Below are 13,129 nucleotides of genomic sequence, written 5' to 3' on the forward strand. Positions count from 1 at the left end.
TTTCAACCCGTCTCCCGGATCGACGGCGGATCTCGTGACCGGCTGGCCCGGTGGGTCGGACTATCCGCGTCGCGACCGTTCGCGAGTCCAGCGCGCAACGGTCCTCATGAATCCAGAGCGTCGACGATCCGCTCGCGGATCCCGTCCGCGTCCACCGGTGCCCACGCCTCCACATCGTAGGTCACGTCCGCGAGGGTCTCTAACCGCGCGGCGTCCTCGGCTTCGATGGCCCGAGTCGCGTCCGTGGACAGCCGGTCGAGCACGGCGCTCGACAGGGCCTCGCGGTCCACGCCGCGCTCGGGAATGTCGAGGATGTGCGGGAGGTCGGCGGCGTCGTCGGGAAGCGACGGGAACGCCGCGGGACCGACCGCGAGCGCCAGGGCGTCGCCGTCGGTATCGCGCTCGTGGCCCGATTCGGGCGTCTCGCCCCCCTCCGAGAGCGCCTCCGGCGGCGCGGGCGCGAGCGCGTATTCCGCGACGGCGACGTCGATGGCGGCGGCGATGGCTTCCTCGTCGACTTCGGCGCGCTGTTTGAACGCGAGCTCCGAGAGCGCTCGCGACAGTTCGTCGCGGCTGAGCCAGTCGAACAGGTCGACGACCCCCGCGAGGTCGTCGCGGGCGGCGACGCTAGGCGTTTCGTCGTCGCTCGACATCCTCAGTCCTCCCCCGGCGCGGCGTCGGAACCGCGTCTCGTCGGGGGGTGGTGGCCGTTCGAGCGCAACCGCCCAGCGTCCCTCACTTCGGCTCCGCAGTGCTCCGCCGTCGCGTCGGCCACGTCTGCGCGGGCCGCCCCGGCGACCTCGCCGGGCGCGATCGGCGCGTCGCGCCACGCCGGCAACCGGGTGTCCGGTCCCGGTTCGCCGAGCGCGTCGGCGTACGTCTCCACTTGCGCGCGCTCGTCCTCGCGGTCGTACGAGAGCCCGTTGAACGCGGCGTCCGTCTCGTACCCGCGGACAAGCCCGGCGGCCGCTTCGCGGTAGCGCTCGGTGAGCGTTCCGTAGTCGACGTCGACGCCCGCGTTCTCGACCGCGCGGAGCGTCGCCGCGCCGACTGCCCGACTCATGTCCGCGAGCCCCGTGGGCCCGTCGACTGAGCGGTGGTCGTGCTCGTACCGGCCGAGGTCGACCTGCGCGCTGTTCGCGAAGCCGGCGTGTTTGAAGGCCTCGCCGAGCGTCCCAACCTCCAACCCCCACCCGCGCTGGACGCGGAGTCGAGAGACGAGGTCCGTCGTCGCCGCGAACTCCCCGGCGAGCGCGTAGCGGAACGAGTCGAGGAACTCCACGATTCCCGGGCCGCGACCGTCGACCGCGGATTTGCGTCCAGATTCGCCTCCCGGTTTGCTTCCGGGTTCGCTTCTGGATTCGCTCACGGCTCGGCGGCGCTCGGCGACGCCTCCGTCGGCGAGCGCGCGGACGAGCGGCCGGAAGAACAGCCGGAAGAGCCGCCCGTACAGCGAATCGTCCTCCACGCGGGCGTAATACCCCTTCGAGAAGGAGTGACCCCGGGACACGGGGAACAGCAGTCGGTTCACGAACGCCGGCGAGTACGTCTTCGTGTCGGCGTCGTGAACGACCACGAACTCCTCGTCGAAGGCGCGCCCGATCCCCAGCCACACGTCGCGGCCCTTCCCGCGATCCCCGTCGAGTCCGCGGTCCGCGAGGAGGTCGGCGAGGCGGGGGCCGTCACACCAGAGCGTCTCGACGTCGATGTCAAACCCGTCGAGCCACAGGACGAAGGGACCGACCCGTTCGGCGGGGGCGCGGAGGGGGACGATCACGCGTGCGGGGGCGACCGTTTCGAGCGCGCTCAGAACGCGTTCGGCCGCGAGCGTGCCGTACTCGCGCTCCGTCATCGGCACCACGACCGCCGCCCGGTCGGTGGGGGCGTCCGGCCGGTGGTCGGTCAACGCGTGCAGCGTCGTCACGCGCTCTTGAACGTACTCCATTACCGACGTACAGGTGCGGGACGCCCTAAATAGGTGCGATACCCGCGGCCCGTGCCGGTCCCAAACTTGACGGAGGAATCGAGGACGGTCCCGAACTTGACGGAGGAATCGAGGTCGGTCCCGAGAGCGACGGAGGAATCGGGTCAGACGGCTCCGGCCGCGCCGCCGGGCACGCGACCCAACCGCTCCAAGACCGCGTACCCGACGACCAGTGCGCCGAGCCCGGCGGCGAGCGCGAGGAAGACGGCGTCGTAGTCAGCGCCGGCCTCGACCGCCTCGCCGACGACCCAGGAGCCGGCCGCCTGCGTCGTCATCATCCCGGCGGAGAACACCGCGTACGCGGACGCACGGGACTCGTCCGGCAGCGACGCCAGCAGGTAGGTGTCGCCGGCGGGAAACAGCATGTGAATGGTGAAGCCGACGGCGACGCTCGCGGCCACGACGGCGGCGATCCCCGAGGCGGCAACGACGAGGACGACGCTCGCGACGAACGTCGACACGATTCCGAGCAGGTACGGGACGTGCGGGAGCCGGTCCGCGAGGTCGCCGGAGACGAGGAACGCGGGGACGCCCGCGGCGAAGATCACCGTCAGCAGGTTTCGGGCGGTCGCCGGCGCGATCCCTTTGTCGATCATGTACAGCTCGTAGAAGTTGAAGAGACCCTGCCAGACGAAGCTCGTGAGCCCCATCAGAACGACGCCCGCAAGGATCAGCTTCCACTCCGAGAGCGCGCCGCCGACGAAGTCGGTGTCGCTCGCGCCGGCGTCGGGGAGCTCCGAACGGCGGGCGAACGCGACGAAAACGACGGTGGAGGCGGCGGCGGCGAGTGCGAGCCCGTAAAAGGCGAGCCGCCAGTCGTACCAGAGTGCGACCGTGACGACCGGCGCGGCGGCGACCGCGGCGAGTTGGCTCGCCATCCCGTGAATGCCCATCATGCGACCGACGCGAGTGGGAAACAGCTCCGCGATGAGCGGGTTCGCGGCGACGAAGTACACGCCCGAGGCGCATCCGACGGCGAACGCGGCGATCATCAGCGTCGCCACGCCGGGTGCCAGCGCGACGCCGAGCGCGCCGACGGTCAGCATCGCGCCGGAGACGAGGACAACCACCTGGCGGGAAAAGCGGGTGAGCGCCCAGCCCGCCGGGAGCCGCGGCGCTGCCGAGCCGAGCCACGCGAGCGTGACGATGAGACCGGCGGTCCCCTCGCCGATCGAGAACTCGCCGATGAACTCCCCCACGAGCGGCGCGAACACGACGCGCGCGAAGTTGACGAGGAAGACGAGGGCACACAGCGATCCGAAGAGCCGGGTCCGTGACACGGGCGTCGTTAGGGGTACCGGGAGACAAGCGTTGCGAAAGCGGCGCGCGAAGTGTTGCGAACACGGTGCGACACTGGTGCGATCGCCCCGATCGACGCCGCGATCCACCTGACCCACCCGACTCGCGTCGATCCTGGCCGCCACCGCCGGTTCCGGCCGTCGGCGTCGGCCCTGTCCGCCAGCGTCGGTTCCGGTCGCCGGTGTCGATTCCGGCTTCCGGCGTCGATCCAGGCCGCCACCGTCGGTTCCGGTCGCCGGTGTCGATCCCGGCCTCCGACGTCCGTTCCGTCCGACTCGCGTCGTACGGGGTTTTTATACCCACCGACGACCAATCATCAAACATGAAATCGACGCGCAAGGGGCTCCGTGACGGCGACCTGTTCAAGGACACCTACGAGCGACTGAACTGCGCCGAGTGCGAACAGGTGTTGAAAAAGCGGAACGACCCCGACGAGGTGTTCTCCGTCCGCGTCTGTCCGGAGTGCGGCGAGACGTTCAAGGAGCTTCGCTGACCGCTCGATCCCGCTTCGGTATCGCCGTCGACGCCCTCCGCGCCTCGTTTCTGTTTTCGTTCTGGAATGTTTCGTGACTCACTCGAAGAGCTCGTCCTCTCACTCGAAGACGGCGTCGAACGCGGACGCGCCGAGCGGGTCGAACGTTCCGGCGGCGACGTTCTCGCGGACGTGCGCGGGGTCTGTCGATCCCACGAGCGACGAGGTGACGCCCGGCGCGCTCCGCGCGAAGTTGAGCGCCCGCTGGGCCGCGGTGTCGCCCGCGAGCGTCGCGTCGACGTCGGCCGGGATCGCGCCCTCGGCGGCGAGGTCTCCCTGCCCGATGCTCGCGCTCGTCACGACTGAGAGACCGGCTTCGTGGGCGAACTCCAGCGTCGAGATGGGCGGACCGTCCGGTGAGATCGCCGGTGCCCGCTGGTTCGCCCGCGTGAACGCGTCCGCCATGGCGACGTTGAAGGGGAGCTGGATCGCCTCGAATCCGTGGTCGTCGTCGGGACCGACTGCCTCGCCTGCGGCCTCGGCGCGCGCGTGGATCTCGGCGAGCGAGAGATAGGGGCCCTCGCCTTCGGCGACGCGGAAGGCGCGCCACGTCGCGACGCCGTAGCCCCCGACGTCGCCGGCCACGCGTCGGCGTTCGAGGACCCGAAAGGCGGCTTCGAGCGCGTCGTAAACCTCGTCTCGGGACCGCACCGAGAGCTGCGTCTCCGGGTTGTGGACGTAGTAGTAGTCGACCGAGTCTGTCCCGAGCCGGTCCAGGGAGCGATCGAGCGACCACTCCAAGTAGTCCGGAGCGATGTCGTGCGCGCCGTTCGCGAGGTCGGCGGGGTCGACGATTCCCGGCTCGACGAAGCGCTCGCGAACGTACGCGGATGGGTCGTCGGGGCGCTCGCCGTCGAACGGGAGGAATCCCCCCTTCGTCGCCACGACGATCGCGTCGCGATCGATCGGCGAGGCGCGGACCGCCTCGCCGACGACGCGCTCGGCGCGGCCGCACCGGTAGTTCGCCGCGGTGTCGACGTGGTTCACCCCGGACCGGAGCGCGAGGGCTATCGCCTTACGGGCGGCGTCGTCGACGGCGGCGGTCGGGTCACCGAGGTACGTTCCGATCCCGATGCTGGAGGCCACGCCGGGGCCGAAGCGTCGGAAGTAGGTCCGTCCGAAGGCGTCGCCGAACTCGTCGCGGTAGCCCCAGAGGGCCTCTCGGGTCGCCATGTTCGTTCGGTGACTCGTCCCCGGTGGATAAAAACAGCGCGCGAGCGCGTCGAGTATACTCCGCCGAGTATCGTCCGTCGAGTATACTCCGCCGAGTATCGTCCGTCGAGAATCCGCGTCGGACGTGCGTACGACGTCGACACAATGACTATACGTCGGCCGGGAGTTACGTCGGGTAATGGCGTCACTCACCGATCACCTGTCCGGCCTCGTCGAGGACGCCGACGCCGTGTTGCTGTTCTCGCCGACGAGCTCGTTCCACGACCGATTCGCCGACGACGACGCCGAGATTGTCGTCGTCGCCCCCGACAACGACGTCGACGCCGAGGTGTTCGTCGAGCTTCCCCTCCCGTTCGACAACGTCAAGGACCGCATTCGGTTCGGCATCGAGGGCGCGATGGACGCCGAGCTGGTCGCCGAGGGAGACGAGGTCGTCTGCATCGCCTCCGTCTTCGACGGCGGCTCCGACGCGGTGATCCGCGTCACCGTCGACGAGACGATTCACACCGGAATCTACGACCTGTTCGTCAACTCCCGGGCCGAACCGAGCGTCATCCGCGACGTCTTCGAAGTCGCGATCGAACTCGGGCAGAAGGGCCAGAAGGGCAAGCCCGTCGGCGCGCTCTTCGTCGTCGGCGACGCGGGAAAGGTGATGAACAAGTCCCGTCCGCTGTCGTACAACCCCTTCGAGAAGTCGCACGTCCACGTCGGGGATCCCATCGTGAACGTGATGTTGAAGGAGTTCTCCCGGCTCGACGGCGCGTTCGTCGTCTCCGACTCCGGGAAGATAGTCTCGGCGTACCGGTACCTCGAACCCGGCGCGGAGGGCGTCGACATCCCGAAGGGGCTCGGTGCGCGCCACATGGCAGGGGGAGCCATCACCCGGGACACGAACGCGACGGCGATCGTGCTCTCGGAGTCGGACGGGCTCGTGCGGGCGTTTAAGTCGGGAGAGCTCGTCTTGGAGATCGATCCGGAGGAGTACTGATACCGATGTCTTCGGTCACGAGCGCCCTCTCCGAGGTCGCCGCCACGGTGCCGAACCGGTTCTGGCTGGCCCTGTTCGTGCTGGTCGTGGGACTGATCGGTGCATACCTCGTCGGCGTGATCAATCGGCGGCTGTTGATCCGAGCCGGCGTCCCCGAGGTGATCGAGGGAACGGCCTTCGAGCGCACCGCCCGCGAGTTCGACACGTCGACGGTGGGGATCCTCGCCCAGCTGTCCAGCTACTTCATCCTCGCCGTCGCGGTCATCGTCGCACTCACCGTCGCCGACGTCAACTACTTGGAGCAGTTCTGGTCGGACGTCGCTTCCTTCCTCCCGCGTCTGTTCGTCGCCGTCGTCGTCCTCATCGTCGGAATCGTCGTCGGCGACAAGGCCGAGCTCCTCGTCGCCGAGCGACTCCGCGGGATCAAGCTCCCCGAGCTCGGCGTGTTACCGCCGCTCGTCAAGTACGGCGTCGTGTACGTCGCCGCGCTCATCGCGCTCGGACAGGTCGGCGTCCAGACGGTGGCGCTCGTCGTGCTGCTCGCGGCGTACGCGCTCGCAGTCGTGTTGTTCGCCGCGCTCGCCACGAAGGACCTCGTCGCGTCCGCCGCGGCCGGCGTCTTTCTCCTCCTGCGACAGCCGTACGGTATCGGCGACGAGGTGCGGGTCGCCGGCGAGCGGGGGATCGTCCAGGAGGTCGACCTGTTCGTCACCCGAATCGAGGCCGACGGCGAGGAACACGTGGTTCCGAACCACTCGGTGTTCCGCGACGGGATCGTGTTGATCCGGGAGTGAGTCGCCACCACGCGACGCCTCATCGAGTACGATATCCTCACCGGGCATGCTGTTCTCACCGCACACGGTGTCCACGCTGAGACCGATGTCCTCGCCGAGTCGGAACCGCTCCACATGTCGGTTGAGATTACTTACACACCGAATTAATTATATACATACTTCTGCTGCAGTCAACCGTTACCTGAACAGATACGCATATGGATTTATTTAAGTTATATCTTTCATGAGCGATTCCGCGGCGGTTAGGCTTCCGGAGGTATTCGACGATCTGTCGGTCGGCATCAACCTTCACGACCCGAAGGCGGGAGAGATACTCGATGTCAACCCCCGCCTAGAGGAGCTGTACGGCTACTCGGCAGCGGATCTCCGGACGATGGAGGTTGGAGACTACACCGCTCCCTCGACGCGGTTCTCACAAGAGGCTGCGCTCCGTTTGATACAGCGCGCGGCCGACGGCGAACGGCAGGCGTTCGACTGGCAGATCCAGCGGGCCAACGACGAGCTCCGCTGGGTGCGAATCCACCTGAGCCCGACCACGATCGACGGGCGAGCCTGCGTGATCTCTGAAGTCCGGGACGTCACCGAGTCGCGGGCGCGTGAGCGACGGTTGCGGCTGCTCAGCCGCGTCATTCGACACAATCTGCGGAATAAGACGAACGTGCTCATGGGCTACGCCGACCGGGTCAGACGGGCCGTCGAAGATGAAACGCTCGAACGCGAGATCCAGACGATCGTGAACATCACGACGGAAGTCGGGGGACTCAGCGACTCCGTCAAGCAGATCGAGGAGATCGCCGAGCCGGACGCGACGGAGCGCTCGCCGACCGAACTCGGAGCGGTGGTCCGGTCGCTCGTCGAGAAGGCGCGCGACGAGTTCCCGGCGGCCGATATTGCTGTCGACGTCCCCGGAGAGGTCTGGGTCGTCGCCGACGCCGGAGTCAGGTACGCGATCGACCACGCGCTCAGGAACGCCGTGGAGCACAACGACCGGGAGTCGCCGACAGTGAGGGTCTCCGTCGTCGACGACGAGGCGAACGGCCAAGGTGTGATCCGGGTCGCCGACGACGGGCCATCGATCCCGAGCACGGAAATCGAGGTGCTCCGAGAGGACGTCGAGACCAGCAGCACGTTCCACGGCACCGGCGTCGGCCTGTGGGTGATGCAGTGGTGCGTAGAGTCGCTCGGAGGCGAGCTATCTTTCGGGGAGAACGACCCGCGCGGGAACGTCGTCTCCGTTTCGCTGCCGAAGGCCGCCGAGCCGACGTCCGGCGTCGAGTAACGCCGCGACGCGCACCCCCCGTCTCCCTCTTCCCGTTCCCACGCAGCGGGAGCGGCGATCACGATATAACCCCGCGGAGAACCGAGCGATGCACATGAACCGCGACGCCACCGCCGCCTGCGAGGGATGGGACGGCAGCGAGTGCGAGGGGACGGTTCACTGCCCGCCGCGCTGTCCGCGCTTCGTGGACAAGCAGGGGGCTTGGTGGACGATCCGCCCCGCGGTACGCGAGGACGCTGCTGCCCTCGCGGAGATGTACGAGGGGTTCGGAACGGCGGACCGCGCACAGGGGCTCCCGCCGGTGACCCGGAGCCGCCGGGCGGAGTGGCTGGAGACGATGCTCGCCGACGGGAGCGACGTCGTCGCCGGGCGGAACGGCGAGCTGTTCGGCCACGCGATGTACACGCCGACCGATGCCGCCCGTCCCGGACTCGCCGTCTTCGTCCACCCCGAGATGCAGGGTCGCGGGGTGGGGACGGAGCTCTGTCGACACGTCATCGCCGACGCCGCGGCGGCGGGACGCGAGGGGCTCGAACTCCACGTCGAGAGCGGGAACCGGGTCGCGCGCAGCGTCTATCGGTCCGTGGGGTTCCGCCTCGCGGACCGCCGCGGTGACATTCGGATGGAACTCGACCTCGACGGTCCGATCGCGATCGAGTCCAGCTGGCCGCCGATCGTGCGCGAGGGGCCCGCCGAGCCGGCTGCGGTAAATCCGAGAGGCGACGGCCAACCTCCCGCGCCTGCTGACGACTGAGTCGGTCCCTTGCCGCCGGCCGTGTCGACCGCGACGGCCCCAGAGACCCACACCCACAGCGACCCACACCCGCAGCGACCCACACCCGCAGCGACCCACACCCGCAGCGACCACAACCGTTAGGCACGACCGTCCCTCACGGAACTGTAGCCGTGGAGGACGCCATCGAGTGGCTTCGGAGCCGACCGTTCTACGAGGGACAGATCGCGGAGCACCGACGTCTTCCCGCCCGCGAGCCCCGCTTCGCAGACGTTGACCTCGCGCCCCGGATGGCCGACGCGCTCTCGAAGGGCGGAGTCGACCGACTGTACGAACACCAAGCCGACGCGATCGAGGCGGTCCGCGGAGGCGACGACGTCGTGCTCGCCACCGAGACTGCGAGCGGAAAATCGTTGGCGTACACCGTTCCCGCCTTCGAAGCGGCGATGGATCGCGGTGGTCGAACGCTCTACATCGGGCCGCAGAACGCGCTGATCGCGGACCAGGAGGAATCCCTGTCGACGCTCGCTCACGGCCTCGGGTTCGGGAGCGGCGTCGCGGTCGAGTCGTACACCGGGCGACTCTCGCGACGCGAGAAGCGCGACGTGCGAGACCGCGAGCCGACCGTGTTGCTGTCGAATCCGGACATGCTACACTACGCGTTGTTACCGTACGCGGGGCGACTGTGGGACTGGTTCTTCTCGTCGCTGGAGTACGTCGTGGTCGACGAGGTCCACAGCTACCGCGGGGTGTTCGGCTCGCAGGTCGCGTTGACCATGCGTCGGCTCGCGCGCACCTGCGAGCGGTTCGGGTCGAACCCCCGGTTCGTCTGCTGTTCGGCGACGATCAACAACCCCGTCGAACACGTCGCGGCGGTGACGGGCCGCGACCCCGGCGGGATAACGCTCGTCGACGAGGACGCGTCGGGTCGCGGACCGCGCGACTGGGTGCTGTGGAATCCGCCGGAGTACGACGACGAATGGGCGGACCGCGGCAGCGGCCGGCGGAAGTCGAGCCACGCGGAGACCAAACGGCTCTTCTGTGACCTCGTGACCGACGGTGCGCAGACGCTGGCGTTCACGCGGGCGAGACAGACCGCAGAGCAGTACGCGACCGACAGCGCCAGCGACCTCCGCGATCGAGGGGAGCGCGACCTCGCCGGAGCGGTCGGCGCGTACCAGGCCGCGCTGACGGACGACCGCCGCCGAGAGATCGAGACGGACCTTCACTCCGGCGATCTGCGGGGCGTCTGGTCGACGAGCGCGCTGGAGCTCGGCGTCGACGTCGGCGGGTTGGACGCCGTGCTCCTCGACGGCTACCCGGGAACCCGGATGTCGGCGTACCAGCGCGCCGGGCGGGCCGGCCGTGGCGACGAACCCGCACTCGTTGTGATGGTCGGCGGCGAGGACCAGCTCGACCAGTACCTGATGCGGACCCCCGCGGACTTCTTCGAGGCCCCGCCGGAGGACGCGATCTGCGACCCCGAGAACGGCCGGCTGCTCCCGAGTCACGTCGCCTGCGCGGCCGACGAGAGCTGGCTCTCGCCCGCCGACGAGACGTTCTTCGGCGAGGCGTTTCCGGGCGTCGTCGCGGACCTGACGGACGAGGGCGTCCTCGACAGGCGGGAGGTCGCCGCAGGAACGCGATGGACCCACGGCGGGTCGTCGAGCCCGCAGCAGTCGGTGAGTCTGCGGACCGCCGGAGACCGCGAGATCGACCTCATCGACGTCTCGCGCAACGAAACGATTGCCACTCTCGGATTCGGTGACGCCCTCCGCGACGCGCACCCCGGCGCGATCTACCACCACCAGGGCCGCACCTACGAAGTGACGACCCTCGATCTCGATCGCGACGTGGCCGAACTGCAGTCGTCGTGGGCGGACTACTACACGCGGACGCTCTCTGAGAAGGACATCGTCGTGAACGAGGACCTCGGCGAGCGCAAACTCTCGGCTCGGCCGGACGTTCCCGTCAGGTTCGCGGACGTGACCGTCACGGAGCAGATCACTGGATTCGTCCGGAAAGACGCCGCGTCCGGCGAATCGCTCGGCGAGTCGACGCTGGACCTCCCGGAGACGACGCTGCGGACGAAGGCGCTGTACTTCCCGGTCCCGGGGGATATCGAGTCGGAGATGCGTGTGATCGGCGGTCGCATGGAAGATGGCGACGGTGCGAACAACGCGGAAGCCGCAAGCGACGCTAACACCGAATGCAACGCCGACACCGCATGCAACGTCGACACCGACGCCGCAAGCGACGCCGACTCCGCACGCAACGCCGACGACGAATCACCCGAGTCCCCGCCAAGCGGCGAGCACGCGTTCAACGGCGGGATTCACGCCGCCGAACACGGGATCATCTCGCTGTTCCCGTTTCACCTGCTTTGTGACCGCGCAGACGTGGGCGGCATCTCGACGCCCTATCACCCCCACACGGACTCACCGGCCGTATTCGTCTACGACGGCCACCCCGGTGGGGTTGGACTCGCGCGGCGGGGCCACGAGCGGGTCGAGGAGCTGTTCGCCCGCACCGCGCGGCTCATCGACGGCTGCGGGTGCGAGGGCGGCTGCCCGGCCTGCGTCCAGTCGCCCCACTGCGGCAACGCCAACGAGCCGCTTGCGAAGGCACCCGCGGTGTACCTGCTGAAAGCGCTGACTGCTGACGAGTAGTCGGAGTCCCGGGTCGTATCCACCGTCCGCCGCCGGTGGTTTCACGGTCGTCGCGGGCGATCCGATCCCATGGAACTGTTCTGGCACCGACGAGACCTCAGGATCGCGGACAACGTGGGGCTCGCGGCCGCCGCCGATCGGGGGAAGGCCGCGGGAGTCTTCGTCTTCGACCCGGACGTGCTCGACCACGCGAGCGACGTGCGGGTCCGGCGACTCCTCGACGGCCTCGCCGTACTGCGGGACGCGTACCGCGACCGCGAGAGCGACCTCCTCGTCGCGCGCGGCGACCCGGAATCCGTCCTCCCGTCACTCGCCGACGGCCTCGACGCCGACCGCGTCGTCTGGAACCGCGACTACACCGGACTTGCCCGCGAGCGCGACGCCGCGGTCCGTCGAGCCCTCGACAGCGCCGGAATCGCCCGCGAGGCGCACCACGACGCCGTCCTCCACGAGCCCGGTTCGATCCGAACCAACGCCGGTGACCCGTACTCGGTGTACACTTACTACTGGAGGAAGTGGACCGACCGCGAGACGGACCCGCCCGCGGCGACCCCCGATTCCGCGGATTTTCTCGACGCGGAGGCGCTGCGGGCGGCGGTCGGAGCCGAGGATGGGGCGTCGACCGACGCCCGCACAGACGGCGGCGTGGCGGCCGACCGCGTCGCCGTCGGCGACCTCCCCGCGCCGGGCGATCTGGGCTTTTCAGAGGCCGACGCCGAAGTCGGCCTCGCCGGAACCGAGGCGGCACGAGACCGGCTCGACGCGTTCCTCTCGGAGGCGGTGTTCGCGTACGGCAAGGATCGGGACTATCCCTCCCGCGAGGCGACTTCCCGCATGTCGGCCTTTTTGAAGTACGGCGAAATCGGCGTGCGCGAGGCCTACGAGGCGACCGAGCGCGCGATGGAGACGGCCGAGTCGAGCGACCGTCCCGAGGAGCACGTCGAGAGCATCGAGGAGTTCCAACAGCAGCTCGCGTGGCGGGAGTTCTACGCGCAGGTGCTCTATCACAATCCCGAGGTGGTGACGGCGAACTACAAGACGTACGAGGAGGGAATCGAGTGGCGCGACGATTCCGAGGAGATCGCTGCGTGGAAGCGCGGTGAGACGGGATACCCCATCGTCGACGCCGGGATGCGCCAGCTTCGCGAGGAGGCGTTCATGCACAACCGGGTGCGGATGATCGTCGCCTCATTCCTCACGAAGGACCTGCTCGCCGACTGGCGGCACGGCTACGAGCACTTCCGCGAGCGACTGGCGGACCACGACACCGCCAACGACAACGGCGGCTGGCAGTGGGCGGCCTCGACGGGGACCGACGCACAGCCCTACTTCCGGATCTTCAATCCGATGACGCAGGGGGAGCGGTACGACCCCGAGGCGGCGTACATAAAAGAGTATGTGCCGGAGATGCGAGGACTCGACGCCGACCTGATCCACGAGTGGCACGAGCTGTCGACCACGCAGCGCGCGAACGCGGCCCCCGAGTATCCCGCGCCGATCGTCGACCACTCCGAGCGCCGGGAGGAAGCACTCGAGATGTACAAGCGGGCGCGCGGCGAGGATCCGGAGGAATAAGCGGGAGATGTTGAGAGGTACGTCGTTGCTGTGACGGCGAACAGCTCCAAAGCCCCAGGCGCGAAGAGTTCGCGGTTTCACCGCTCGCAACGGAGGGCTCTCT

11 protein-coding genes are annotated in these 13,129 nt (G+C 68.7%); 7 read left to right on the forward strand and 4 right to left on the reverse strand.

Annotated features, from left to right (window positions below; translation table 11 throughout):
- Nucleotides 1–104: 104 nt before the first annotated feature.
- The 3 genes from ACFQEY_RS12265 to ACFQEY_RS12275 all read right to left on the reverse strand — a co-directional run bounded on the left by ACFQEY_RS12265 (nt 105) and on the right by ACFQEY_RS12275 (nt 3,264).
- The gene (locus ACFQEY_RS12265; RefSeq protein ID WP_379768910.1) at nt 105–653 is read right to left on the reverse strand and encodes a DUF7109 family protein; all 549 of its coding nucleotides are present in this window, start codon (nt 651–653) and stop codon (nt 105–107) included.
- Nucleotides 654–655: 2 nt separating this feature from the next.
- On the reverse strand, nt 656–1,945 hold the full coding sequence (locus ACFQEY_RS12270; protein ID WP_379768912.1) for a glycosyltransferase family protein: 1,290 nt from the start codon (nt 1,943–1,945) through the stop codon (nt 656–658).
- Between the two features lie 143 nt (nt 1,946–2,088).
- On the reverse strand, nt 2,089–3,264 hold the full coding sequence (locus tag ACFQEY_RS12275) for an MFS transporter (RefSeq protein WP_379768914.1): 1,176 nt from the start codon (nt 3,262–3,264) through the stop codon (nt 2,089–2,091).
- A 341-nt stretch (nt 3,265–3,605) separates the two neighbouring features.
- On the opposite strand from ACFQEY_RS12275, the gene ACFQEY_RS12280 reads away from it, so the two are divergent.
- Nucleotides 3,606–3,776, forward strand: coding sequence for an HVO_0758 family zinc finger protein (locus tag ACFQEY_RS12280; protein WP_379768916.1), 171 nt, complete (start codon nt 3,606–3,608; stop codon nt 3,774–3,776).
- A 99-nt stretch (nt 3,777–3,875) separates the two neighbouring features.
- On the opposite strand, the gene ACFQEY_RS12285 is transcribed toward ACFQEY_RS12280, so the two are convergent.
- Nucleotides 3,876–4,988 (reverse strand): aldo/keto reductase, encoded by a 1,113-nt coding sequence (locus ACFQEY_RS12285; protein WP_379768918.1) that lies wholly within the window; start codon nt 4,986–4,988, stop codon nt 3,876–3,878.
- 178 nt (nt 4,989–5,166) lie between these two features.
- Between ACFQEY_RS12285 and dacZ the strand changes: the two genes are divergently transcribed.
- From dacZ to ACFQEY_RS12315, 6 genes are all read left to right on the forward strand, one after another.
- A complete protein-coding gene (dacZ, locus tag ACFQEY_RS12290; RefSeq protein WP_379768921.1) occupies nt 5,167–5,976 on the forward strand; it encodes a diadenylate cyclase DacZ in 810 nt (269 codons plus the stop codon).
- Nucleotides 5,977–5,981: 5 nt separating this feature from the next.
- The gene (locus ACFQEY_RS12295; RefSeq protein ID WP_379768923.1) at nt 5,982–6,770 is read left to right on the forward strand and encodes a mechanosensitive ion channel family protein; all 789 of its coding nucleotides are present in this window, start codon (nt 5,982–5,984) and stop codon (nt 6,768–6,770) included.
- Nucleotides 6,771–6,993: 223 nt separating this feature from the next.
- On the forward strand, nt 6,994–8,049 hold the full coding sequence (locus tag ACFQEY_RS12300) for a PAS domain-containing sensor histidine kinase (RefSeq protein WP_379768926.1): 1,056 nt from the start codon (nt 6,994–6,996) through the stop codon (nt 8,047–8,049).
- A 94-nt stretch (nt 8,050–8,143) separates the two neighbouring features.
- Nucleotides 8,144–8,803 carry a GNAT family N-acetyltransferase gene (locus ACFQEY_RS12305; RefSeq protein ID WP_379768929.1) on the forward strand — a complete coding sequence of 220 codons (660 nt, stop codon included), beginning with the start codon at nt 8,144–8,146 and terminating at the stop codon, nt 8,801–8,803.
- 152 nt (nt 8,804–8,955) lie between these two features.
- A complete protein-coding gene (locus ACFQEY_RS12310; protein WP_379768931.1) occupies nt 8,956–11,451 on the forward strand; it encodes a DEAD/DEAH box helicase in 2,496 nt (831 codons plus the stop codon).
- Nucleotides 11,452–11,520: 69 nt separating this feature from the next.
- Nucleotides 11,521–13,026, forward strand: a complete 1,506-nt coding sequence (locus ACFQEY_RS12315) for a cryptochrome/photolyase family protein (RefSeq protein ID WP_379768934.1) — start codon at nt 11,521–11,523, stop codon at nt 13,024–13,026.
- Nucleotides 13,027–13,129: the final 103 nt, after the last annotated feature.

It is taken from the genome of Halorubrum trueperi, from assembly GCF_042662525.1.
GTDB classification, from domain to species: Archaea; Halobacteriota; Halobacteria; order Halobacteriales; family Haloferacaceae; genus Halorubrum; species Halorubrum trueperi.